This window comes from Streptomyces sp. WG7, assembly GCF_049975785.1.
Lineage (GTDB): Bacteria > Actinomycetota > Actinomycetes > Streptomycetales > Streptomycetaceae > Streptomyces.
In genome coordinates this window covers 1-23,771 of the sequence record NZ_JBNGGE010000041.1, presented here as the reverse complement: position 1 = coordinate 23,771, position 23,771 = coordinate 1, and the positions used below count along the sequence as shown (strand labels likewise).

At 73.1% G+C, this 23,771-nt stretch carries 14 protein-coding genes and 1 pseudogene; 9 read left to right on the top strand and 6 right to left on the bottom strand.

Annotated features, from left to right (window positions below; genetic code table 11):
- Nucleotides 1-123 precede the first annotated feature (123 nt).
- From ACP4J0_RS30170 to ACP4J0_RS30155, 4 genes and pseudogenes are all read left to right on the top strand, one after another.
- Nucleotides 124-1,185, top strand: a complete 1,062-nt coding sequence (locus ACP4J0_RS30170) for a mechanosensitive ion channel family protein (RefSeq protein WP_426601888.1) — start codon at nucleotides 124-126, stop codon at nucleotides 1,183-1,185.
- Between the two features lie 153 nt (nucleotides 1,186-1,338).
- Entirely contained in the window at nucleotides 1,339-3,558 is a 2,220-nt protein-coding gene (locus ACP4J0_RS30165; RefSeq protein WP_426601887.1) for an NADP-dependent isocitrate dehydrogenase, read from the top strand.
- A gap of 97 nt (nucleotides 3,559-3,655) precedes the next feature.
- Nucleotides 3,656-4,453 (top strand): N-formylglutamate amidohydrolase, encoded by a 798-nt coding sequence (locus ACP4J0_RS30160; protein WP_426601886.1) that lies wholly within the window; start codon nucleotides 3,656-3,658, stop codon nucleotides 4,451-4,453.
- Between the two features lie 77 nt (nucleotides 4,454-4,530).
- A pseudogene (locus tag ACP4J0_RS30155) lies at nucleotides 4,531-4,831 on the top strand (cytochrome P450); the annotation flags it as partial.
- A gap of 18 nt (nucleotides 4,832-4,849) precedes the next feature.
- On the opposite strand, the gene ACP4J0_RS30150 reads toward ACP4J0_RS30155, so the two are convergent.
- The 3 genes from ACP4J0_RS30150 to ACP4J0_RS30140 are packed head-to-tail and all read right to left on the bottom strand — an operon-like array spanning nucleotide 4,850 to nucleotide 7,421.
- Nucleotides 4,850-5,344, bottom strand: a complete 495-nt coding sequence (locus tag ACP4J0_RS30150) for a hypothetical protein (protein ID WP_426601885.1) — start codon at nucleotides 5,342-5,344, stop codon at nucleotides 4,850-4,852.
- The gene (locus ACP4J0_RS30145) at nucleotides 5,341-5,979 is read right to left on the bottom strand and encodes an RNA polymerase sigma factor (protein WP_426601884.1); all 639 of its coding nucleotides are present in this window, start codon (nucleotides 5,977-5,979) and stop codon (nucleotides 5,341-5,343) included. Before ACP4J0_RS30145 ends, ACP4J0_RS30150 begins: the two co-directional genes overlap by 4 nt.
- Nucleotides 5,980-5,987: 8 nt before the next feature.
- Entirely contained in the window at nucleotides 5,988-7,421 is a 1,434-nt protein-coding gene (locus ACP4J0_RS30140) for a S8/S53 family peptidase (RefSeq protein ID WP_426601883.1), read from the bottom strand.
- 194 nt (nucleotides 7,422-7,615) lie between these two features.
- Between ACP4J0_RS30140 and ACP4J0_RS30135 the strand changes: the two genes are divergently transcribed.
- Complete coding sequence (locus tag ACP4J0_RS30135; protein WP_426601924.1) at nucleotides 7,616-10,609, top strand: CHAT domain-containing protein; 2,994 nt, start codon at nucleotides 7,616-7,618, stop codon at nucleotides 10,607-10,609.
- A gap of 12 nt (nucleotides 10,610-10,621) precedes the next feature.
- Here ACP4J0_RS30135 and ACP4J0_RS30130 read toward each other — a convergent pair whose 3' ends face one another.
- Entirely contained in the window at nucleotides 10,622-12,442 is a 1,821-nt protein-coding gene (locus tag ACP4J0_RS30130; protein WP_426601882.1) for a LuxR C-terminal-related transcriptional regulator, read from the bottom strand.
- A 72-nt stretch (nucleotides 12,443-12,514) separates the two neighbouring features.
- Here ACP4J0_RS30130 and ACP4J0_RS30125 point away from each other — a divergent pair, with 72 nt between their 5' ends.
- From ACP4J0_RS30125 to ACP4J0_RS30115, 3 genes are all read left to right on the top strand, one after another.
- Nucleotides 12,515-13,594, top strand: a complete 1,080-nt coding sequence (locus ACP4J0_RS30125; RefSeq protein WP_426601881.1) for a hypothetical protein — start codon at nucleotides 12,515-12,517, stop codon at nucleotides 13,592-13,594.
- 721 nt (nucleotides 13,595-14,315) lie between these two features.
- On the top strand, nucleotides 14,316-16,211 hold the full coding sequence (locus ACP4J0_RS30120; RefSeq protein ID WP_426601880.1) for an ATP-binding cassette domain-containing protein: 1,896 nt from the start codon (nucleotides 14,316-14,318) through the stop codon (nucleotides 16,209-16,211).
- Nucleotides 16,212-16,721: 510 nt separating this feature from the next.
- Nucleotides 16,722-17,309 (top strand): histidine phosphatase family protein, encoded by a 588-nt coding sequence (locus ACP4J0_RS30115; RefSeq protein WP_426601879.1) that lies wholly within the window; start codon nucleotides 16,722-16,724, stop codon nucleotides 17,307-17,309.
- Between the two features lie 34 nt (nucleotides 17,310-17,343).
- Here ACP4J0_RS30115 and hemC read toward each other — a convergent pair whose 3' ends face one another.
- Nucleotides 17,344-18,285, bottom strand: coding sequence for a hydroxymethylbilane synthase (gene hemC / locus ACP4J0_RS30110; protein ID WP_426601878.1), 942 nt, complete (start codon nucleotides 18,283-18,285; stop codon nucleotides 17,344-17,346).
- A 235-nt stretch (nucleotides 18,286-18,520) separates the two neighbouring features.
- Here hemC and ACP4J0_RS30105 point away from each other — a divergent pair, with 235 nt between their 5' ends.
- Nucleotides 18,521-19,771, top strand: a complete 1,251-nt coding sequence (locus ACP4J0_RS30105) for an alpha-hydroxy acid oxidase (protein ID WP_426601877.1) — start codon at nucleotides 18,521-18,523, stop codon at nucleotides 19,769-19,771.
- Nucleotides 19,772-19,884: 113 nt separating this feature from the next.
- Here ACP4J0_RS30105 and ACP4J0_RS30100 read toward each other — a convergent pair.
- On the bottom strand, nucleotides 19,885-23,771 hold a 3,887-nt coding region (locus tag ACP4J0_RS30100; RefSeq protein ID WP_426601876.1), incomplete at its 5' end, for a non-ribosomal peptide synthetase.

Below are 23,771 nucleotides of genomic sequence, written 5' to 3'. Positions count from 1 at the left end.
CATCCCGACATCCAGCAGGTATCGAGCAGGTGACGACGTGACGAAACTTCACATCCGGCCGTCGGCGAGGGCTTTCGCCGCAGCCGTGCCCCTTGGAGGTGACCGGTGACGGAAGACCCGACCATGGATCATCTGGTGCCCGCCGGCATCGCGCTGGCGGCGGGCCTCCTGGGAGCGTTCCTGCTGCGCGTGCTGCTGCGCTGGCTGGCCGGCCACGCCGGGCGCACCCGCTGGAGCGGCGACGACGTCCTCGTGGCCGCGCTGCGCACCGTGGCGCCGTGGGCCGCGGTCGCGGGGGGCGTGGCGGGGGCGGCGGCCGCCCTGCCGCTGACGCGGACGGTGCAGCACGGCGTCAACCAGGTACTGACGATGCTGCTGATCTTCGTGGTGACGGTGTCGGCCACCCGGGTGGTCGCCGGCCTGGTGCGTACGGTGACACTGTCCCGTTCCGGGGTCGCCGGGTCGGCGACGATCTTCGTCAACATCACCCGCATCCTGGTGCTGTCCATCGGCTTCCTGGTGATGCTGCAGTCGGTGGGCATCTCCATAGCGCCGCTGCTCACCGCCCTGGGCGTCGGCGGTCTGGCGGTGGCGCTGGCCCTGCAGGACACGCTGGCCAACCTCTTCGCGGGCGTCCACATCCTTGCCTCGAAGACCGTGCAGCCGGGTGACTACATCCAGCTCAGCAGCGGCGAGGAGGGCTACGTCGAGGACATCAACTGGCGGCAGACCACCGTCCGTGAGCTGTCCAACAACCTGGTCGTGATCCCGAACGGCCAGCTCGCGAAGTCGAACATGACCAACTTCATGCGGCCCGAGCAGCAGCTGACCATCCTGGTCCAGGTCGGCGTGTCCTACGACAGTGACCTGGAGCACGTGGAGCGGGTGACGACCGAGGTGGTCGCCGAGGTGATGACCGAGATCACCGGCGCGGTGCCGGACCACGAGCCGGCGGTGCGTTTCCACACGTTCGGCGACTCGCGGATCGGCTTCACGGTGATCCTGGGCGTCGGCGAGTTCAGCGACCAGTACCGGATCAAGCACGAGTTCATCAAACGCCTGCACAAGCGCTACCGCGAGGAGGGCATCCGCATTCCGGCGCCCGCCCGGACGGTCGCGCTCCAGCAGGGGACCGTGGTGTTCCCGCAGCAGCGGGCGGGCGAGGACGTCGCCCCGTTCGCCTGATCATCCACTGATTCGTTCGCCCGTTCACCCGCTGGTGCGGCAGGGGCCGTGCGGCCGGTTGTCCGGAATCTCCGCACGGCCCCTGTCGAGCCCGGGGCGATCACGAGATATCTTGATGTCGAGCAATGTTGCAGACGTGGAGCGGAGCACCCGGTGACTGACTCGACCATCATCTATACACACACTGACGAGGCCCCGGCCCTGGCGACGTATTCGTTCCTGCCGGTGATCCGGGCGTACGCCTCGCAGGCGGGTGTCGCCGTCGAGACCCGCGACATCTCGCTGGCCGGCCGCATCATCGCCCTGTTCCCGGAGTACCTGACCGAGGACCAGCGCATCCCGGACGCCCTCGCGGAACTCGGCGAGCTGGCCAAGACCCCCGCCGCCAACATCATCAAGCTGCCGAACATCTCGGCGTCCATCCCGCAGCTCAAGGCCGCGATCGCCGAGCTGCAGGGCCAGGGCTACGCGCTCCCGGCCTACCCGGACGACCCGAAGACCGACGAGGAGCGCGACATCCGCGCCCGGTACGACAAGGTCAAGGGCTCCGCGGTCAACCCGGTCCTGCGCGAGGGCAACTCCGACCGCCGCGCCCCGGCCTCGGTGAAGAACTACGCCAAGAACCACCCGCACCGCATGGGCGCCTGGACCGGCGAGTCCAAGACCAACGTCGCGACCATGGGCGAGAACGACTTCCGCTCCACCGAGAAGTCCACGGTGATCGCCGAGGACGGCACGCTGCGGATCGAGCTGGTCGGCGACGACGGCACCACCACGGTGCTGCGCGAGTCGGTCCCCGTGAAGAAGGACGAGGTCGTCGACGCCTCCGTGCTGCGCGTCGCCGCGCTGCGCGAGTTCCTGACGGCCCAGGTCGCCCGCGCCAAGTCCGAGGGCATCCTGTACTCCGTGCACCTGAAGGCCACGATGATGAAGGTCTCGGACCCGATCATCTTCGGCCACGTGGTCCGCGCCTTCTTCCCGAAGACGTTCGCGCAGTACGGCGAGGCGCTCGCCAAGGCCGGCCTCACCCCGAACGACGGCCTGGGCGGCATCTACAAGGGCCTGGAGTCCCTGCCCGAGGGCGCCGAGATCAAGGCCTCCTTCGACGCCGAGCTCGCCGAGGGCCCTCAGCTGGCGATGGTCGACTCCGACAAGGGCATCAGCAACCTGCACGTGCCCTCCGACGTCATCATCGACGCCTCCATGCCGGCCATGATCCGCACCTCCGGCCACATGTGGGGCCCGGACGGCCAGGAGCACGACGCCCTCGCCGTCATCCCGGACTCCTCCTACGCCGGCGTGTACCAGGCCGTCATCGAGGACTGCCGCGCCAACGGCGCCTACGACCCCTCCACGATGGGCTCGGTCCCGAACGTCGGTCTCATGGCGCAGAAGGCCGAGGAGTACGGCAGCCACGACAAGACCTTCGAGATCCCGAACACGGGCACGGTCCGCCTGATCGACCAGAACGGCACCGCCGTCCTGGAGCAGACGGTCTCCGCCGGCGACATCTTCCGCGCCTGCCAGACCAAGGACGCCCCGATCCGCGACTGGGTGAAGCTGGCCGTCACCCGCGCCCGCGCCACCGGCGACCCGGCCGTCTTCTGGCTGGACGAGGGCCGCGCCCACGACGCCAACCTGATCGCCAAGGTCGAGGCGTACCTGCCGGAGCACGACACCGAGGGCCTGGACATCCGGATCCTCAACCCGGTGGAGGCGACCAAGCTGTCGGTGGAGCGCATCCGCCGCGGCGAGAACACCATCTCCGTCACCGGCAACGTGCTGCGCGACTACCTGACCGACCTGTTCCCGATCCTGGAGCTGGGCACCAGCGCCAAGATGCTGTCGGTCGTACCGCTGATGGCGGGCGGCGGCCTGTTCGAGACCGGTGCCGGCGGCTCCGCGCCCAAGCACGTGCAGCAGCTGGTCAAGGAGAACTACCTGCGCTGGGACTCTCTCGGCGAGTTCTTCGCCCTGGTGCCGTCCCTGGAGCAGTACGCCGAGGTCACCGGCAACACCCGGGCCAAGGTCCTCGCCGACGCCCTCGACCGCGCCACGGCGACCTTCCTCAACGAGGACAAGTCCCCGACCCGGCGCGTCGGCGGCATCGACAACCGCGGCAGCCACTTCTTCCTGTCCCTGTACTGGGCGCAGGAGCTGGCCGGGCAGACCGACGACGCGGACCTGGCGAAGGCCTTCGCCCCGCTCGCCGAGAAGCTGTCCGCCGACGAGCAGAAGATCGTCGACGAGCTGAACGCCGTCCAGGGCAAGCCGGCCGAGATCGGCGGCTACTACCAGCCCGACCCGGCCAAGGCCGCCGAGGTCATGCGCCCGTCGGCCACCTGGAACGAGGCGCTGGCGTCCCTCGCCTGATCCTCACCCGGCCCCAGGTCACGCGGCACCCCGTCTCCGTCCTCACGGAGGCGGGGTGCCCGTCTGTCTCGTCACCACATCCTCGCGGAGCAACCTCATGACCGACGCACCCGCGTCCTTCCGGATCGTCCCCGGCGCCCCCGCGTCGCCCGTCATCCTCCACGTGCCGCACTCCGCACGGGAGATACCCGCCGACGTCCGCCCCGGCATCGCCCTGGACGACGCGGCGCTGGAACGGGAGCTGGACCACATCACCGACTCGCACACGGCCCGGATCGCCGAGGCGGCGGCCGGGCTGGCCGGTCTCACGCCCTGGCGGTTCGTCAACCGGATGTCGCGGCTGGTCGTCGACCCGGAGCGGTTCCCGGACGAGCGGGAGGAGATGACGGCCGTCGGCATGGGCGCCGTGTACACGCGGACGTCGCACCGCGAGGTCCTGCGGCCCGACGGCACCGACCCGGAACCGCTGATCGAAAGGTACTTCCGGCCGTACGCGCGCGCGATGACCGAGGCGGTCGCCGACCGGCTCGCGGCCACCGGACGGGCCGTGATCATCGACGTGCACTCCTACCCCACCGAGCCGCTCCCCTACGAGCTGCACGGCGAGGGACCGCGCCCGCCGGTCTGCCTGGGCACCGACGAGTTCCACACGCCGTCCGAGCTGCTCGCCGCCGCCCGGGAGGCGTTCGCCCCGTGCGGGGAGACGGGGCTCGACAGCCCGTTCAGCGGGGCGTACGTGCCGCTGGACTTCTACGGGAAGCGGCGCGAGGTCGGCGCGCTGATGGTGGAGATCCGCCGGGACACCTACATGACCGAACCGGGCGGCCCTGCCGGACCCGGGCTGTCCCGCCTCGCGGCATCGCTGGCGGCGCTCGTCGACGCCGTATCGGGCTGAGCACCGGACCGCCCACCGGCTGGAGCACTTCCGCGCGACGGCCGCCCGGGAGCGCGGCCAGGGTGGTGCATGACGCGGGAGTGCGCATCCGCGCCGGCGACCCCGGGTACGTCTCCTACCTCGCCGCCGACCGGGGCCCGGACGTCTTCCCCGACCCGGACCGGACCGGCCTCGACCGCGATCCCGACCCCGCACCTGGCCCTCGGCAACGGCCACCACTACTGCACGGGCGCCGTCCTCGCCCGGCTGGGGACCGAGCTGCTCGTGGACACCCTGGTCGAGCGGCTGCCGGGGCTGCGGCTCGCGGTCCGGGCCGGCCAGGTGGCCTGGCGCCGCAAGACGGTGATCCGCGGGCCGCGCACTCTTCCCTGCGCCTGGTCCGGGTGGACGACGGGCTCAGGCCCGCAGCCACTCCGTCACTACCACCTCCCGGCCGGTCCGCAGCCGCAGCGCGAACGGGCCGGTGGGCGGGGCCTCGCCGGTGAACCGGCCCAGATCGTCCGCCGTCAGCCGCGCGTGGGCCAGCGGACCGCTCAGCACCTCGATCCGGGCCGGCCCCGGCGGCAGCACCTGACCGATCAGTCCGTCCGCGGTCACCTCGACGTCGACGGTCACCTCGTCCGCGCGGAAGGTCAGCATCCGCGGCGGGTCCGCCTCTCCTCTGACCGGGATGGCGTCGACCAGCGAGTCGAAGGTCAGCTCCGCGACGCGGGCGTCCAGGTCGTGCAGGGCGAAGGCGTCGACGGCGATCCGCCGCAGCTCGGCCGGGACCGGGTCCAGGATCGCCGCGGCCTGCCGCAGCTCCTCCTCCAGAAGGCCGGCGCCGAGTTCCTCGTCCGTGAACGTCCCGTCGGACCGTTCGTCCCCGAAGCCGTCGTGCTTGTCGCTCATATCGTCCCCCGTGCCTCTAGCCGGGCCCGCAGCCTGCGCAGGCAGCGCTGGCGCATCGGCCCGATGCTGCCCACCGCGATATCCAGCGCGGCGGACACCTCCTGGTAACTGGGCGGCGGCGAGGAGATCAGCACCCGCAGCAGCTGGCGGCACCGCTCGCCCAGTTCTTCGAACTCCTGCCACAGCCGCCGGACGCGCTCGGTCTGCGCCGCGGCCTCCTCGGAGTCGAGCACCGACTCCTCTGGCGTACGGTCCTCGCTCGGCCGGTCGAGCAGCTGCGGATCGTCGGTCGGCATCCACCGCTTCGACGCCCTGAGCAGCTTCAGGCACTCGTGCCGTGCCGTGGTCGCCAGCCAGGAGCCGGTCTTCTCCGGTTCGCGGATCCGCCCCAGGTGCTGAGCGAACCGGAACCAGGTCGTCTGGTACACCTCGTGCGCGTCGGCGTCGGACAGCCCGTGGGCCCGCACGACGGACCACACCAGCGGGCCCAGCCCGTCCACCAGTGACTTCCAGGCCGCCGCGTCCCCGTCGGCCGCCAACTGGACGAGCACCCCGACCTCTGCACGATCCACGGTCCCACCCCTCGTGTACGACACGCCATCGTACGCCGTGGAATAGGTGGTTCCGCCCGCCACCGGGCCCCTCACGCCCCGCCGGCCGGCGGGGCGACGGACACCGGGCGCCAGGTGGGCGGCAGCAGCGCCGGTACGTGCGCCCCGCGCACCTCCGCGTACTCGGTGTTGGCCGCCAGCAGTTGCTTCCGGGCCTCGCGCGGGTCCCTCTCCTTGTGCGCCGTCATGTAGGAGGCGACCAGGCCCGCGACCACGGGGGTGGCGAAGGAGGTGCCGCTCCACTGCGCGTGCCCCTCGAACATCACCTGGTCCGGCTTGGCGGGGGCCTCGCCCGGCTCGCTGAGCACCCCGTTGTGCCGGGGGTACTGACAGGTGCAGGCGTAACCGAACCCGTACCGGCAGGCGTCGTAGGTGGAGTGCTGGTAGATGTACGGCACGGGCGCCTGGAAGCCGGTGAAGGCACTCGTGAGGCGCTCGCCGGGAGCGTAGGCCTTGACCCAGCCGCCGTGGTTGCTGAAGCAGGCACCGAACTCGCCGTCGCCGCGCAGCGCGCCGACCGACAGCACGGAGTTCTCCCAGCCGGGCAGGTCGGCGTAGGCGGCGGGCCAGAAGGGCGTGGCGCTGGCGTTGTTGCCGGCGGCGGCGACCAGCAGGGTGCGCTGTTCGCGCAGTTCCTCCATGAAGGCCTGGACGCCGAGCAGGCCGTCGGTGCGGCCGTTGGAGGTTCCGGCGGAGAGGCTGAGGACCTCGGGCCAGCCGCCCCGGTCGACGGCCTCGAAGAGCTTCTCGCCCAGCTCGGACTCCAGGATGGCGCCGGCGTCGTTGAGGGTGCCCAGGACGGTCACGTCGGTGTTGGGGGCGACGGCGGCGACGAGCCCGGCGATGAAGGTGCCGTGCCCGACGTACTGCTGGAGGACGCCGTCGTCGTCGCACTCCCGGACCTGGGCGTCGCCGTCGGTGTGGGCCAGCAGGGGGTAGGACCGGTAGTCGTGCATGAGGCCGGTGTCGATGACGAGGACGCCGACGGCGGTCCCGGCGTCGTACGCCGTCTCCGCGGCGGCCGGGTTCGGCGGCTCGCTGATCGGTACGGGGACGGGTTCGTCGCCGGGGCAGGCGTTGACGGCGATGGAGACGACGTGGTTGCGGCTGATCAGCCGGCGGCCGGCGCGTCCCTCCATCGTCCTGAGGGAGCGCATGGCATGGGCGACGGTGGGGTCGCCGACGCGGTCGCCCTCGCCCGGGTCGGCGACCCGGATGCGTGTGATGCCTGTGCGGTTGGTCTCGGGGCTCGCCCGGCGTACGTGGTCCGGGGTCAGGCCGGACATCGCGGTGAAGTGGTCGCGCACGGTGTCCTCGACGAGGCGGGCCTCCTCGCCGTCGCGGGCGAGGACGACGCCCTTCTCGTAGAAGAACTCGGCGGAGTCGTCCGGCCCCATCGCCAGCGGGATGTCCGGCATCGAACGCTGGATCTGGTCGAACTGCTCACGGAATCTCTGTGGTGCCATGGCGTTTCCTCCACGGGGACGGCGGTGGTGACGGCGGTCGCGGCGACATTCTCGGCGAGGCTCTCGGCGACGGTCGTCAATCAGAGTCCGGGGGTGGCTGATTGATACAGACTCGAACCTGTGTGGCGTGGTTCCGGAGCACTACCATCCGTGGGGTGACAGCGGGAAACGACTCGGTTCTCCAACTGCTGCCGATGGTGTTCGCCGCCCCCAACGAAGCTCTGGCCCGGGCGGAGGAGCTGCTCGGGGCCGACCCCTCACCGCTGCACGCCTCGATCGCCCACCAGGTGATCGGCATCTGGCAGCGGGACTTCGGCGACACCCGGCGGGCCCTGGCCCATCTGCGGACCGCCCGCGACCTCGCGGCCCGAGCGGACTCGGCCGATCGGGAGGCGGACGTACTGGCCACCCTCGGGGTGGCTCTGGTGCACTGCGGCCGCACCCGGGAGGGCCTCGCGGCGTTCGAGCAGGGAGTGGCGCGCGGCACCGGGCACACCCGGGCGCGGGTGCTGTACCGGCGGGCGTACGTCTGGTGGGTGCTGGGCCGGCACGGCGAGGCGCTGGAGGACGTACGCCGGGCGATCCAGGTGCTGCGGCAGGCGGACGACGTGATCTGGACGGCGCGGGCGCTGACCCTGCGGGCCACCGTCCATCTGGCGCTGGGTGCGGTGGAGCGGGCGGACGCCGACTTCGCCGCGGCGGAGGCGTTGTGGGACACCACCGGCCAGGAGCACGACAAGGCCGACGCGGTGGAGAGCAGGGGGCTCGCGGCGTTCCGGTCCGGTGACGTGCCGGCGGCGCTGCGGCTGTTGGACGAGGCGGAGGAGCGGTACGCCAAGCTGGGCACGCCGACGTTCATGCTCACCATCCGGCGCTGCGAGGTGCTGATGGCGGCGGGGCTGGCCCCGGAGGCGCTGACGGAGGCGGACGCGGCGATCGCCGCGCTGGACGGGATCGGCGGACAGTCCACTCGAAAGGCGGAGCTGCTGCTGGTCGCGGCGCGGGCGGCACGGTTGGCGGGCGATCCGCAGACGGCGCTCGCGCGCGCGGCCGTCGCGGTACGGCTGTTCGCCGGGCAGCGGCGCACCTGGTACGAGACGCACGCGCGGCTGGTCCTGATCGAGGCGCGGGTCGCGACGGGGCGCGGGTCGGGACGGCTGGTGGCCGACGCCGCGGCGGTGGCGGAGCGGCTGGCCGCCTTCGGTGCGCCGGCCGCTCCGGAGGCGTCGCTGCTCGCGGGCCGGATCGCACTGGAGCTCGGCTGGACGGCGGACGCGGAACGGCATCTGGCGGTCGCCGCGCGCAGCCGGCACAGCGGGCCGCCGCTCGCACGGATGACGGGGTGGGCGGCGCAGGCCCTGCGGGCGCGGGCGGCGGGGTCGGCGCGGGGCGTGCTGGAGGCGTGCCGGCGGGGCCTGGACGTCCTCGACGACCACCGGATGACGCTGGGCGCGTCCGAGTTGCGGGCGCGGGCCACCGCGCAGGGCGCGGAGCTGGCGGCGCTGGCGCAGCGGGCGAGTCTGGTCTCGGGCGGGCCGCGGCGGCTGCTGGTGTGGAGCGAGCGCTGGCGGGCGACGGTGCTGTCCGCGCCGCCGACCCGGCCGCCGGCCGATCCCGCGCTGTTGAGCGGCATGACGGCGTTCCGTGAGATCGCCGCCCGCGCGGAGGAGGCCCGGACGGACGGCGGCCGGCCCGCCCCCGCACTGGAGCGCGAACAGCGGCGGCTGGAGCGGGAGATCCGCTCCCGCACCCTGCACATGCGGGGCGAGGCGCCCGGCGACGGTGACCGGTTCGACGTCGGGCGGCTGCTGGCGCGGCTGGGTGACGACGTGCTGCTGGTCGAGCTGGCCGTGCTCGACGGACGCGTGCACGTACTGCTGTGCGGGCGGGGCCGGGTACGGCGGTTCGAAGCGGGGCTGCTGGCCGAGGCGGAACGGGAGGCCGAGCACGTGCAGGCCGGGCTGCGCCGGCTGGCCCATCCGGGGGCGGAGGCACGGCTGCCCCTGGTGGAGGCGGCGGGGGCGCGCCTCCAGGAGCTCCTGCTCGGACCCGCAGCGGCGCACCTGGGCTCCGGCCCGGTCGTCGTGGTCCCGCCCGGCCGGCTGCACCGGGTGCCGTGGGCGCTGCTGCCCGCCCTGCGCGAACGGGTCCTGAGCGTGTCGCCGTCGGCGAGCAGCTGGCTCCGTGCGAAGGAGACGGTGCCCCCGCCCGGCGGCCGCCAGGTCCTGGTACGCGGCCCGGGGCTGGCGAGCGGCGGCGCCGAGGTGCCGGAACTCGCCGACCGGTACGGGGCGGCGTCGCGGACGCCGGGTGGCGAGGAGCCGTGGGCGCTGTCGCCCGGGGGCGGGTACGGGGAACCGGCCGGGGCGGAGGACGGAGTGACGCGCGCTCCCGGGCCGGCCGGCCGGCGGGGCGTCCCGGCCGTGTCGGCGGGCCGCGGGGCACCGGCGTCGGCGGTCACCGGCCGCTCCGAAGAGCAGACCGGGGCGGGGCACGGCGGGACACACGGGCCGCGGGCCACCGCGGTCGCCTCGTCGGACGACCCGGGCGGCGCGGACGGCCCGGCACGCACGCCCTGGCCCGATGACCGGGACACGGGCCCCGTCCGTTCGGGGACTCGCGGCGCGCGCGAGGCGTTCGAGCCTTCGGGCGTGACCTCGGAGGACCCCTCCGACGGTCCCGCGGCCGAACCGCCGTCCGGTGGTCGGCGTGTGCGGCCCACCGTCCTGGAGGGGGACGCGGTGCGGGTGCCGCGCGTGTTGCGGGAGCTGGACGGAGCGGCACTGGCGCACATCGCCGCGCACGGGACCTTCCGCGCGGACAGCCCCTTGTTCTCCTCGCTGCGGATGGCGGACGGGCCGCTCATCGTGCACGACTTCGAACGGCTGGACCGCAGCCCGTACCGGATCATCCTGTCCTGCTGCGACACCGCCCGGTTCGCGTCGGTCGGCGCGGACGAGCTGCTCGGGCTGGTCACCGCGCTGCTGCCGCTGGGCACCGCCGGGGTGGTGGCGTGCAGCGCGCCGGTCAACGACGCCGCCGTGGTGCCGCTGATGCTCGCGCTGCACAAGGGCCTGGACGCGGGGCTGTCCCTGGCGGAGGCGCTGCGCGACGCGCGGGCCGCGCTGCCGGGCGACGCGGTGCACCAGGCGACGGGGTGGGCGTTCTCCGCGTTCGGGGCGGCCTGAGAGGCCCCGTCTTCAGGCCGGCTGCGGCTCGGGCAGCTCCATCAGCCAGGGCAGTGCGCCGCGGTCGCCGGCGCCGAGGCGGGTGTAGGCGCCGTAGAGGTGGTTGCCGACGGTGCGGACGGAGAGGGTGAGTCTCTCCGCGATCTGCCGGTTGCTCAGGCCGGCGGCGGCGAGCGTGACGACCTGCCGCTGACGGGCGGTGAGTTCGCCGAACACCAGACCCGACAGGGCCGGGGTGCGGGCACCCTGGCAGCGCCGGGCGAGGGCGACGGCCCGGGTGCGGGCGGTGCGGGCGGCGCCCGGGTCGCGGTGGGCACGTACGGCCTGGGCGTGCGCCTCGGCCGCGAACAGCAGGAACCCCCGCCGCTCCAGCTCCTCGGCCACCCGGTCCAGCTCCGGTCCGTCGCCCCGCTCCAGGGCATCGGCGTGCCCGGCGAACACGCCGGTCAGCCGGCCGGCCGCCCGCTCGGGGGCACCGAGGCGCACGGCGTCGTACGGGTCCCCGGCGCGCGCGGCCGCCCGGGCCGCCCCGTCGATGTCGCCGCGCGCGGCGGCGGCCCAGGCCTCGGCCGCTCCGTGGCTCTCCGCCGCCGTGTCACCGGACTGGGCGGCGGCCAGGGCGAGTTCCTCGCGGCAGGACGTGTCGTCCGGGCTGGCGCGCAGGCCCTCGCGGGCCCAGGACGCGGCCTCGGACAGCCGGCCGCGCAGGCGCGCGAACCGGGCGCGGAGCGCCGCGTACCGGGCCGGCAGCGGCACTCCCTCGGCCGCCAGCCACTCCCCCACGGGCGTCTCCAGTGCCCGTACGTCGGCCTGCTCGATACGCAGGGCCATAGCGGCGCTCTCCCCCGCCAGGGCGGGCCCGCACCGGTCCGGGGTGCGGGCCAGGCGCCGGGCCCGCAGCCGGCCCGCGGCGGCGCGCAGCACCGGGCCGTGCAGGGGGTGGGCCAGACGGGTGGCGCCGTGGTCGTCGACGGTGACCAGGCCCTCGGCCTCCAGGCGTTCCAGGATCCCTGCGTCGAGGGCGTCCAGGTCGAGGGGGAGCGGTTCGGCGAAGGCGAGGCGTTCGAGCGTCTCGCGTTCCTCCACGCGGGGACGGTCGAGCAGGTGGGCGGCGCGCTCCCGCACCGTTGCGGTGATGGGCACCGGCCCACGCCACGCCCACTGGTCCGTGTCCGGGACCGGTGAGAGCAGCCGCTCCTCGCCCACGGCGGTCAACAGCTCGCGCAGCAGCCGCAGGTCCCCCTGGGACAGGCGGTGCAGCCGGTCGACGGTGAGCGGTTCCAGGGCGGTGGCCGCACCGGCCGCGAGCAGTTCGGCGGTCTCCTCGCGGGGCAGGGGCTCCAGGGTGAGGCGCGGCAGCAACTCCCCGGACCACAGCCGGGACACCGCGCCCGGCACGGGAACGCCCTCCGTGGCGACGACCAGGAGCCGGGTGCGGCCGTGCACGGCGAGCTGGTGCACGAGGGCGGCCGAGGCGTCGTCGAGCAGGTGGGCGTCGTCGACCAGCAGCAGGCGTACGCCGGACAGGAGGTGTACCGCGCGGTGCAGGGTGACGCTCTCGGGCAGCAGGTGGGCGAAGGCCGCGAAGGGAATGGCCCGGGTCTCGGGTGTCCCGGCCGCCCTGGCGCAGTCGGTGCCGCGGACGGCCTCCGTCACGAGCCTGGTTTTGCCGCAGCCCGCGGGGCCCGTCACCACGATGCCGTTCCGTCCGGCCGTCACCGACCGGCGCACCAGTTCCAGTTCGTCCGCACGCCCGGTGAACGGCCAGGGCGTGCGGAGTGTCTTCGCGTCCCGCGGAGAAGTCGTCACGGCAACATGAGCCGGCATACTCATTCCTGATACAGGACGACTTGAGTAGCCCCCGACTCAGGCGCCCGGAGCGGGCCGGACGGCAGTCTGGGGGCCATGACCGCACGTTACTGCTCGCTCGCGCAGCAGCCCGACCCCGCGTTCGCGCCGGGGCTGGCCGCCGAGCGCCTCGCCGCGCTCGTCGGCGGGCAGCGGATGTGGGTCAACGGCACCGTTCTGCACTACTGCTTCCTCGGCGGCGACACCGACACCTCCGTCGTTCCCATGCCGGGCACCGGCCGGCCGCGGCGGGTGTCGTGGGTGGGTACCGAAGAGCAGCGGGACGTGGTACGCGGCTGCTTCCGCGAGTGGCAGGACCTCGGCATCGGACTCGTCCTCACCGAGGTCGGTGACCGCTCGGAGGCCGAGCTGCGCATCGGGTTCCAGCCCGGTGACGGGTCCTGGTCGGCGGTGGGCAAGGACGCGCTCCGGGTCGGCCTGAACGACCGCACGATGAACTTCGGCTGGGACCTGACCGCACCCGGGGAGCGCGCGACGGCCCTGCACCAGATCGGGCACGCGCTCGGCATGCTGCACGAGCACCAGAGCCCGTACGCCGGCATCCTCTGGGACGACGAGGCCGTCTACGCCGAACTGGCGGGACCGCCGAACCACTGGAGCCGGGAGCGGACCTTCCACAACATCCTGCGCAAGCTCGACACCGACGAGGTCAACGGCCCGGTCTGGGACCCGCAGTCGATCATGGAGTACCCGTTCCCGTCGGGGCTGATACTGGAGCCCGAGCACTACCGCTCCGGCCTGCACCCGCCCGGCACCCTTTCCGCCGCCGACAAGGAGTTCGCCCTGCGCTGGTACCCGCCCACCGGCCGGCCGGGTCCGCTGGTGCCGTTCCGTTCGGTGCCGCTCGGGCTCGGACCGGGCGAGCAGGCCGACTTCCGCGTGGATCCGCCGGAGACCCGGGAGTACACCGTGGGCACCTTCGGTGACAGCGACGCCGTCGTCGTCGTCTTCGAGGAACGGGACGGCGTGCCCCGCTACCTCACCGGTACGGACGACGGGGGAACGCCCCGCAACGCCACGCTCAGGGCCCGTTTCGTCAAGGGCCGCCGCTATGTCGTCCGGGTGCGTCTGTACTCCTCGTGGGGTGCGGGCGAGACGGCGGTCATGTCCTGGTGACCGCTCGCTGAACGCACCGGGCCACGATCGGCCACAGTCCGGCGCCGGGGGAAGACGGCCGGGGACGCCACCTTTGGGGGAGGGTGACGTCCCCGGCCACGCGGCGCCCGCCGCACGGGGGTCGGCGGGCGCACGTGCGAAGGCGGCTCCGCTTCACGGAACCGCCTTCGCGTGTGCGCGGAGTGTCCGGTGGCTCCGAGGAGTCGATCGTCCGGCGGGGCCGCCGGTTCACCGGTTCCCGTCCGTTGTGGCCGGGCGGCCTTCCACGATCCAAGGCGTGGATTCCGGGCCGCTGGAACGGATCGCCGCACGGCACGCGAAGTAGCCGCACCGTTCCCTCGCGCGTTCCTCGCCGTCCGGCGAAACAGGAGCAGGGGCTCTGCGCTGCCACCGGCACGCCGGAACTCCGTGCAGGGCATCTGCCGAAGCACCGGGTGGAGGCCCTCACCCACGCCGCGGCGAGGGAGGAGCAGCGCTCCGCAGCCTGCCGCGACCCCGTTCCGCAGGCGCTGAAACCTCGTGTGCCACAGGCGTTTCACATATCGGCGATTCGGCCAAGTCCGGGCGCGCGGCACCGGCTTCAGCAACGAGCTCCCCCGTCCGGTCCCTTGTGCGGCAAGGGACCCAGCACGTCCGGAATCGAGCGCGTTCGATTGCGGCTCCGCGTCGTTATGCCGTGCACCGCCGAGCCGTCCGGGCGCGGTACCGATTTTCAGGAGGGATGCAGGTGACAGTGACTGACGCCTCGACCGCGAACGAGGAGACGCCGCCCCCTCCGCCACCGGCCACCCTCACCTTCGGGGGGATGCACGGTAGGAACCCGCTGGCGGATGCCAGTTTCGCGGCGATGTGCCGCCGCCTTCCCTCGGTGCTCGGGCACACCGTGCGGATGGCGTGGGCCGTCGACAGGGCAGGCGTCCTGCTGCTCCTCGCGTGCCAGTTGCTCACCGGCGTCGCGTCTGCCGTCGTCCTCGCGTTCACCGCTCGGGCCATGACGCACATCCTCGGCAGCGGCCCGGTTTCCGAACGCCTGGACGGCGCGCTGCCCGCCCTGATCGTGGTGACGACCGGTGCCGCCGTCGGCCGGGTCTGCAGCGCCCTGTCCTCCTACGCCGACGGCCGCATCACACCTCTGCTGATGACCGAAGCGGACGTCGCCCTGGTCGCCGCCGTGTGCCGGGTGGAGTCCTCCGCCTACGGCGAGGACGGTTTCGCCGACCGGCAGGAAGCCGCCGAGGTCGGCGTGACCCGCACCCGGTTGATGGTCGAGGACGCCCAGCGGTTCATGTCCGCTCTGATCCGCATGATCGCCGCGAGCGGAGTCATCACGGCACTGCATCCGCTGATGCTGCCCCTGCTCCTGCTGGCCGTCCTCCCGGCCGGCGCCGGAGCCGTGCTGTCCGCACGCGTGATCTACGAGACCCACTACCTCAACGTCGGCGACCGCAACGTACGGTCGATGATGCGCTGGTGGGCCACCTACTCCCGACACGGCGACGAGGTCCGGGCCAACGGCATGACCGGCTACCTCCTGTACTGGTACCGCGCCCTGTCCGACCGCATCGACCGGCGCACCCTCACCGCGGCCCCGCGCATGCTCCGCATCGTCCTGGCCACCAGCGCGCTGGGCGGGGTCTTCCTGCTGGGCACCTGGGCCACCCTCGCCTGGCTGGCCGCCGACGGCCGTGTCGCCCTGCCCGTCGCCGCCACCGCCGTCGTCGCCGTACAGACCACGCTCGCCGCGCTGTCCCAGTTCGTCATGCACGGCGCCGCCATGTTCCACACCTCGCTCTACCTGGCCGACATGCGGGCCTTCCTCGACCTGGCCGCCGAACGCGCCCCCAAGCGCGGAGCGCTGACCATCGCCGAGCGGGTGGACGAGATCCGGCTCGACGAAGTCGTCTACCAGTACCCCGGCAAGGACGAACCGGCCGTCGCCGGGGTCTCGCTCACGCTCCGCCGGGGCGAGATCCTGGCGATCGTCGGCGAGAACGGCTCGGGCAAGTCCACCCTCGCCAGACTCATCACCGGCGTCCTCCTCGCCGACAAGGGACGCGTCACCTGGGACGGCGTCGACCTCGCCGACGCCGACCCCGACGCCGTGTGGAAGCGGACCGCACTCGTCCCGCAGAACTTCGCCTGCTGGCCCCTGCGCGCCCGCGAGAACATCACCCTCGGACAGCCCAGGACCCACGACGACGGGCCCGTCTGGGAGGTCGTGGACGCTGTCGGCATGCGCGAGGCGATCGAGAAACTCCCCCGGCGACTCGACACCCTGCTCGCCAAAGAGCTGTGGGGCGGCGCCGAACTCTCCGGAGGCCAGTGGCAGCGCCTGGTGTGCGGACGCGCGCTGTACCGGCGGACACCCCTGCTGATCCTGGACGAGCCGACCTCCCAGATGGACGCCCGCGGCGAGCACGCGATCTTCCTGGAGATCAAGAGGATCGCCGCCGAACGCATGACCATCGTCGTCACCCACCAACTGGAGAACACCCGCCTCGCCGACCGCGTCCTCGTCATGGACCGGGGCCGGATCATCGAGCACGGGACGTACGAGGACCTGGTCAACGCCGGCGGACTGTTCGCCGAACTCGTCGCCCTGGCAAAGGACCGGTGACCGCACCGATCGCATGCTCCGCCCCCTTCGGCGTGGCGCGCGCACCGGGCTCGCCGGCGAGCCCGGCCGTCGTCACCCGCCGGCCACGGTCAAGGACGCCGGTCCCCGACCGGGTGCCCGGGAATGGCCAAGGGCCGGTGTTCGATTCCCCGTGCTCCTGGAGAGGAAACCGCGGTGGGTCGCGCGGGCGCGGACGGAACCGTGCGCTTCCTGCCGGAGCCGGCCTGACCACAAGCCGGTCAGCCTCGATCGTGCCCGGGCACCGGAAGAAGGTGCCCGGGCAGTGCCCCCCTGGGCTGCCTCAGCAGCCAGGCCGCTGGGCGAGCCGCGCCCGGGCTCCCCTCGGCCGCAGCGACTTGTCCGGCCCAGCCTCGACCGGACGGAGGGACGGACTCATCGCCTGCCGGTGCCGGCGTTGGTCGCGCCGCAGCCGCCCATCCAGACGAAATGTTGATATCATCCGGATGTTCTGAACATGTCTCTATCCCCCTCCCCACGGAAGGGCATGCCATGGCGACTCGGCGTCTGTTCATGGTCAGGCACGGGGCGGCGGACGCCTTCGGGAGGCTCACCGAAGTCGGACGGCGCCAGACGGAGTTGCTCGCGGAGCGCCTGGCCCGCCTGCCGATCGACACGGTGTGGCACTCGCCGATGCCCCGGGCGGTGCGTTCGGCCCAGCTCATCGGCGAGCGTCTGAACGGGGTCCCCGTGCGGGAGGCGGCCGAGCTGACCGACTACATCCCGCACGTGCCGAAGAAGCCGCCGGCGGCATGGGCGGGGGTCTTCGACGGCTACGACCCCGCCGAAGCGGCCGAGGGGGAGCGCCTCGCGGACGCGCTGACCGACCGGTTCGCCCGCCCCGCCGACACCGAGACGCACGAGGTCCTGGTCACCCACGCCTACCAGGTGGCCTGGCTCCTGCGGCACGCCCTTGGCGCCCCACGTGAGCGGTGGTTGGGGATGAGCTGCGGGAACACGGCGGTGACGGCGATCGAGTACTACACCGGCGCGGCCCCCTCGCTGGTGGTCTACAACGACATGAGCCATCTCCCCGCGGACCTGCGCTGGACGGGTTTCGGGCCCGGCGCCCGACCTTGAGCGGACGAGCCGGGGCGCCCTCGGCTCGCCACGCTCACCCACCGCCTCCGGTGCCGTCGATCAGGTCGCGGGCCCCTTGGCGGAGCAGCGCCACCCCGACCGACATACCCAGGGTCTCGGGGGCGAGGGGCCCGGCCCACTCGTGGGCGTGGAGGCTCTTCTTGCCGTCGGCGCTGAAGACACGGGCCCGCAGGGAGAGTCCGCCGTCCCGGGACGCCCTGGCGAACCCGGCGATCGGACTGTTGCAGTGGCCTTGGAGCACGTGCAGCAGCATGCGCTCAGCGGTCACCTCCCGGCGCGTGGTCTCGTCGTCGAGTGCGCCGACCGCCGCGATCAGCTCGGTGTCGCCCTCGCGGCACTGCAGAGCCAGCGCTCCCGCCCCCAGGGCCGGTACCATCGCCTCGGGGTCGATGACTTCGCTGATGGCGTCCCGGCGGCCGATCCGCTCCAGGCCGGCCACCGCGAGCAGCAGGGCGTCCGCTTCGCCCGCGGCCATCCGGGCCAGGCGCCGATTGGCGTTGCCCCGCATCGGTACACACTCCACATGCGGGTGGGAAGCCGCCAGTTGGGCCGCGCGGCGCACGGACGAGGTACCGACCCGGGTGCCGGGCGGCAGCCGGTCGAGCGTGAGTCCGTCGGGGTGCACCAGGGCGTCGCGGATGTCGTCCCTGGCCAGGAAGGCCGCGAAGACGGTGCCCTCGGTCAACGGCCGGTCGGCGGGGATGTCCTTCACGCAATGCACCGCGAGGTCGGCCGCGCCGTCCAGCAGCGCGGCCTCGACCTCCTTGACGAACGCGCCCTTGCCCTCGACCAGTGACAGGTCGCCCAGCCATCGGTCGCCGGTGGTGCGCACCGCGACCACTTCCGTCGCCAACCCGGGTTGCACGGCGGTGAGTTCGCCGCGGACCCGTTCGACCTGCGCCAAGGCCATGGGCGAGTCACGGGAGACGATCCGGATCACCTCGGGAAGACTCATGAGGTAACGATAGGCAGGAGGCCCGTGGGACTCGTGCGCAGTTGAACGGAGCGCCGCCACGCACCACAGGCCTGCGCGGAGGGCGGCGCGGCTCCGACGGGCCTGCGCAGCCGAACAGTTGTCGTCGCGTGCCGCACCTCGGTCGTACAGTGCCCGTGACCTGGCAGGACGGCCCCCGGGTCTCCCGGGCTCAGCCCGTGGCCGGCCGCGAGGGCCCTGAGAACGAGGAGGGGCCTTGGACAGCTTCCCGTCACCACCGGTGGGTGACCGCCTCCGGCGCCGGTTCCCGCGCCCGGCCGAACTCTCGCCTCTGCTGCGACCGCGGTGGCCCCGGCCCGGCGGGGCCAGGCGACGGCTCGCCGCCGCCGCCGATGTGGCGGACCTGCGGGCCGCCGCCCGCCGGCGTGCCCCCAGAGCCGTCTTCGACTACACGGACGGTGCCGCGGGCGAGGAACTCTCGCTGGCCCGCAACCGGTCCGCCTTCCGCCGGATCGAGTTCCGGCCCACCGTGTTGCGGGACGTCTCGGCGGTCGACACCTCGGCGGTTCTGCTCGGCGAGGTGTCCGCTCTCCCCATCGCGCTCGCCCCGACCGGCTTCACGCGGATGATGCACCACGAGGGCGAGGTGGCCGTGGCCCGGGCGGCCGCCGCCCACGGGGTGCCGTACACGCTGTCCACGATGGGCACCACGGCCGCCGGGACGCTGGCCGCCGCCGTGCCCGGCGTACGCCGCTGGTTCCAGCTGTACCTGTGGCGGGACCGGGCCCGCAGCCTTGATCTGGTGTGCGGCGCCGCGGAGGCCGGGTACGAGGCGCTGATGTTGACCGTGGACACGCCGGTCGCGGGACCGCGGCTGCGGGACGTGCGCAACGGCATGACGATCCCGCCGGCGCTGACCGCGCGCACCTTGCTGGACGGGGCGCTGCGGCCGTGGTGGTGGCTGAACCTGCTGACCACCCCGCCACTCGAGTTCGCCTCTCTCACCCGGTGGCAGGGCACCGCCGCGGACCTGGGCAATCTGATGTTCGATCCCGCGGCGACCGCCGACGACGTGGCGTGGCTGCGGGAGGTGTGGCCGGGCAAGCTCATCGTCAAGGGCGTCCAGACGGCCGAGGACGCACGGGTGATCACCGGCCTCGGCGTGGACGCCCTGGTCGTCAGCAATCACGGCGGGCGTCAGCTGGACCGCTCGCCGGTGCCGTTGGAGGAGCTGCCCGCGGTGGTCGGGGCGGTGGACGGTGCCGCGGAGGTCTATCTCGACGGCGGGGTGCGGTCCGGTGCGGACGCCGTGGCGGCGGTCTGCATGGGCGCCACGGCGGTCCTCGTCGGCCGCGCCTACCTCTACGGACTGATGGCGGGCGGCGAGGCCGGCGTGCGCCGGGTGCTGGACATCCTCTCGGCCGAGGTCCGGCAGACCATGCAGTTGCTGGGCGCCACCTCGGTCAAGGACCTCACCCCGGACCGCGTCCGGTTGCGCGTCGGCTAGAGCGGGCGCTCGACGCCCCCTGCGGCCTCTCATCGACCGCGTCGTCCTCTTCGACAGGGCCGCCGACGGCTACCGCCACTACGCCGTCGGCGCCGCCTTCGGGAAGCCGGTCATCAGCGTCCGCCGGACCTCCCCGTCCTCGTCCAGGAGCCGTCCGTCCCGCGCCGCAGGCGGTCCTGGATCATTCCGCCGATACGGTGGAGCGTCTCCGGCTTGAGCATGCCGGCGTGGGAGCAGTCCATCCGCCGGTACTCCAGCGGCCCGTCGACGTACTCGTGCCAGACGTCCGGCTCCAGCACGCTGTCGGTCTCCTGCGTGGCGGCGAACAGCATCATCTCGGTCGCGACCCGCTGGTGCCGGTAGCGTCCGGTGATGTCGATGTTGTTCTCCATCACCCGCATGATGGTGAGGAACTCGCTCTCCTCGATGCTGCCCAGCACGGTGTTCGTCGTCCGCGCCACCGCAGCGAACTCGTCGAACGTCATGTCCTCCGTGGGGACTTCGACGGTGCTCACCCCCAGCAGTTCGAGGATGCCGCGGTAGTACTCCTCGTGCGCGTGCTCGGGGATGTCCTCCTGCGCGGCGGGCTTCGCGTCAAGGCAGACCATCAGCTCGACCCGTTGCCCCCGTTCGGCCAGCCGGGCCGCGACGGCGTGGGCGACGATACCTCCGAAGGAGTGCCCCATGAGCCGGTACGGCCCTTCCGGCTGCACCCGGAGCATCGCCTCGATGCAGTCGTCGGCCACCTCCTCCACGGACCCCGGCAGGTTCCCGGGGTCGGACAGCCCGCGCGCCTGGAGTCCGTAGAGGGGGATGTCGGCGTCGATGTGCGGCAGCAGGCTCGCGTAGTTCCAGCACATCCCGCCGCCCGAGTGCAGACAGAACAGCGGGGCCTGGTCGCCCTTGGTACGCAGCGGCAGGAGTACCTCGAACGCGGTGGAACGCCCGCTGCCGCCCTCGCCCGCGCCGAACCCTCCGTCGGCGTCCTCGTCGAGGCGCCGGGCGAGTCCGGCGACGGTCGGGGCCTCGAAGAGGACACGCAGGGGCAGTTCGACACCGAGGACCGCCTGGATCCGGCTGATCAGCCCGGTCGCCAGCAGGGAGTGCCCGCCGAGGTCGAAGAAGCCGTCGTCCACGCTCACCCCGGGCAGGCCCAGCACTTCGGCGTAGAGGGTGCACAGCACCTCTTCCCGCGGAGTGCGCGGCGGGCGCCCGGCCCGGCCGCCGTAGTCGGGGGCGGGCAGCGCCTTGCGGTCCACCTTGCCGTTGGGGCTGAGCGGCAGTTCGGACAGGGCCGTCACCGCCGAGGGGACCATGTAGCCGGGGAGCCGCTCGCGCAGGGCCTCGCGCAGGGCGGCCGCGGAGAAGCCGCCCGGGTCCTCCGGCACCACGTACGCCACCAGCCGCGGGTCCGTCCCGCCGTGCCGGTGGACGGCCACGAAGGCCTGGACGAGGCCGGGCAGGCGCAGCAACTCGGCCTGGATCTCGCCGGGTTCCACCCGGAAGCCGCGGATCTTCACCTGGTCGTCGGCACGACCGAGGTATTCCAGCTGGCCGTCGGCGTTCCACCGCACGACGTCGCCGGTGCGGTACATCCGCTCCCCCGGGCCGCCCAGCGGGTTGGCCACGAACCGTTCGGCGGTGAGCCCCGGCCGGCCCAGGTAACCGCGGGCCAGGCCCGCCCCGGCCACGTACAACTCGCCGACGACCCCCTGCGGCACCGGGTGCAGACCGCCGTCCAGGACGTAGCCGGACAGTCCGAACAGCGGCCGCCCCATGGGAACGACCCCGCTCTCGCGGCCGGTCAGAGGCGTGCTCATGGCCGCGCCGACGGTGGACTCGGTGGGCCCGTACGCGTTGATCATGCGGCGCCCGGGTGCCCAGCGTTCCGTGAGGTCGGGCGAGCATGCCTCGCCGGCCACCAGGAGAACCGCCAGGTCGGGGAAGGGCACGCCCGGCCCCCGCGCGTCGAGGGTCGCCAGTACCGAGGGCGGCAGCGTCACATGGGTCACCCGACGCCCGCTGAGCGTTCCCGCCAGCGCGTCGCCGGCCAGCGCGTCGGCGGAGGCCGCCACGAGGGCCGCGCCCGAGGCGAAGGCCATCACCAGCTCCCAGACCGACACGTCGAAGCTGGGCGAGGCGAACTGCAGCACCCGGCTGTCCGGGGCGAGCGCGAACGCGTCCAGTTGCGCACGCGCGAGGTTGGCGAACCCGGCGTGGGTGACCTCGACGCCCTTGGGGTGGCCGGTGGACCCGGAGGTGTAGATGACGTACGCGGTGTGCGCGGGATGGACCGGCACGCCCGGGTCGGTGTCGGGCAGCGCCTCCTCGTTCACCCCGGCCGTCCAGGCGTCGTCGAGGACGACGGCCGGATCCGCGTCGGCGAGCATGTACGCGATCCGCTCGGCCGGATAGTCCGGGTCGACCGGGACGTACGCGGCGCCGGTCTTCACCACGCCGAGGATGGTGGCGACGAGCTCCGGGCCGCGCCGCATCCGCAGCGCCACCCGTTGGCCGGGGCCGACCCCGAGCCCCAGCAGGTGGTGCGCGACGCGGTTCGAGCGGCGGTCCAGTTCGGCGTACGACAGCTCGCTGTACGACGTCTCGTCGCGGCCCGAGATCATCGCCACGGCGTCCGGTGACCGTTCGACCGCCGCCCGGAAGAGTTCCGGCAGGGTCACCGGGGGCAGGTCGGCGCGGTCGGCTCCGGACCATTCGAGCAGCGTCCCGCGCTCGTGCGGTGCGAGGATCTCCAGCGACCTGACCGGTCGGCGGGGGTCGCCGATCGCCGAGTCGAGCAGGCGCGTCCAGCGCGCGGTGAAGACGTCGATGGTCGTCGCGTCGTACAGGTCGGTGGCGTATTCGACGAGGCCGGTGAGGCCGGCCGGCTCGCCCGCTTCGTCGAAGGTCTCGGTGACGCTGACGAAGACGTCGAACTTGGCCGACCCCGCGCCCGCCTTCTCCGCCCCCACCTGGAGCCCCGGCAGGTCGAAGCGCGCGCCGTCGTCGTTCTGCAGGACCAGCACGACCTGGAACAGCGGGTGGTGGGCGGTGGAGCGCTGCGGGTTGACCTTCTCCACCAGGTACTCGAACGGCAGGTCCTGGTGCGTGTACGCGGCCAGGCAGGTCTCGCGCACCCGGGCCAGCAGCTCGGCGAAGGTCGGGTCCCCGGAGGTGTCCGTGCGCAGCACCAGGGTGCTGACGAAGAACCCGACCAGGTCGTCCAGGTTCTCGTCGCCGCGGCCGGCTATGGGCGAGCCCACGGGAATGTCGTCCCCGGCGCCGAGCCTCGACAGCAGTGCCGCCAGGCCCGCCTGGAGGACCATGAACAGCGTCGAGTCCGCGGAGCGGGCCAGCGCCCGCAGTCCGGCATGGGTCTCGGCGCCGATCCGGAACTGCGTGACGTCGCCGCGGTAGGAGGGAAGCGCGGGGCGGGGCCGGTCGGGCGGCAGCGTGGCCTGCTCCGGCAACCCGGCCAGTTGATCCGCCCAGTACGCGGCCTGCCGTACGAAGAGACTGTCCGGATCGGAGTCGTCCCCGAGCAGGTCGTGCTGCCAGAGGGTGAAGTCCGCGTACTGCAACGGGAGCGGGGCCCACTCGGGTCGTGCCCCGTCCCGGCGCGCGGTGTACGCGGCGACCAGGTCACGCGTCAGCGGCCCCATCGACCAGCCGTCGGCCGCGATGTGGTGGATGACCACGACCAGCACGGACGCATCGGGCCCGGTGACCAGCAGCCCGGCCCGGAACGGTATCTCCCTGTCCAGTTCGAACCCGTGCCGCACGATCCGGGCCACCCGCTCGGGCACCTGCTCCTCGCCGATCTCCTCCACCTCGACGCCGATCCGCGCCTGCTCCGGACCGAGCACCCGCTGGTGGGGCCGTCCGTCAAAGTCGGGGAAGACGGTCCGCAGCGGCTCGTGCCTCGCGATGACATCGTTGAGCGCGGCCTCCAGAGCGCCGATGTCCAGCTTCCCGGTGAGCCTGAGGACGAGCGGCATGT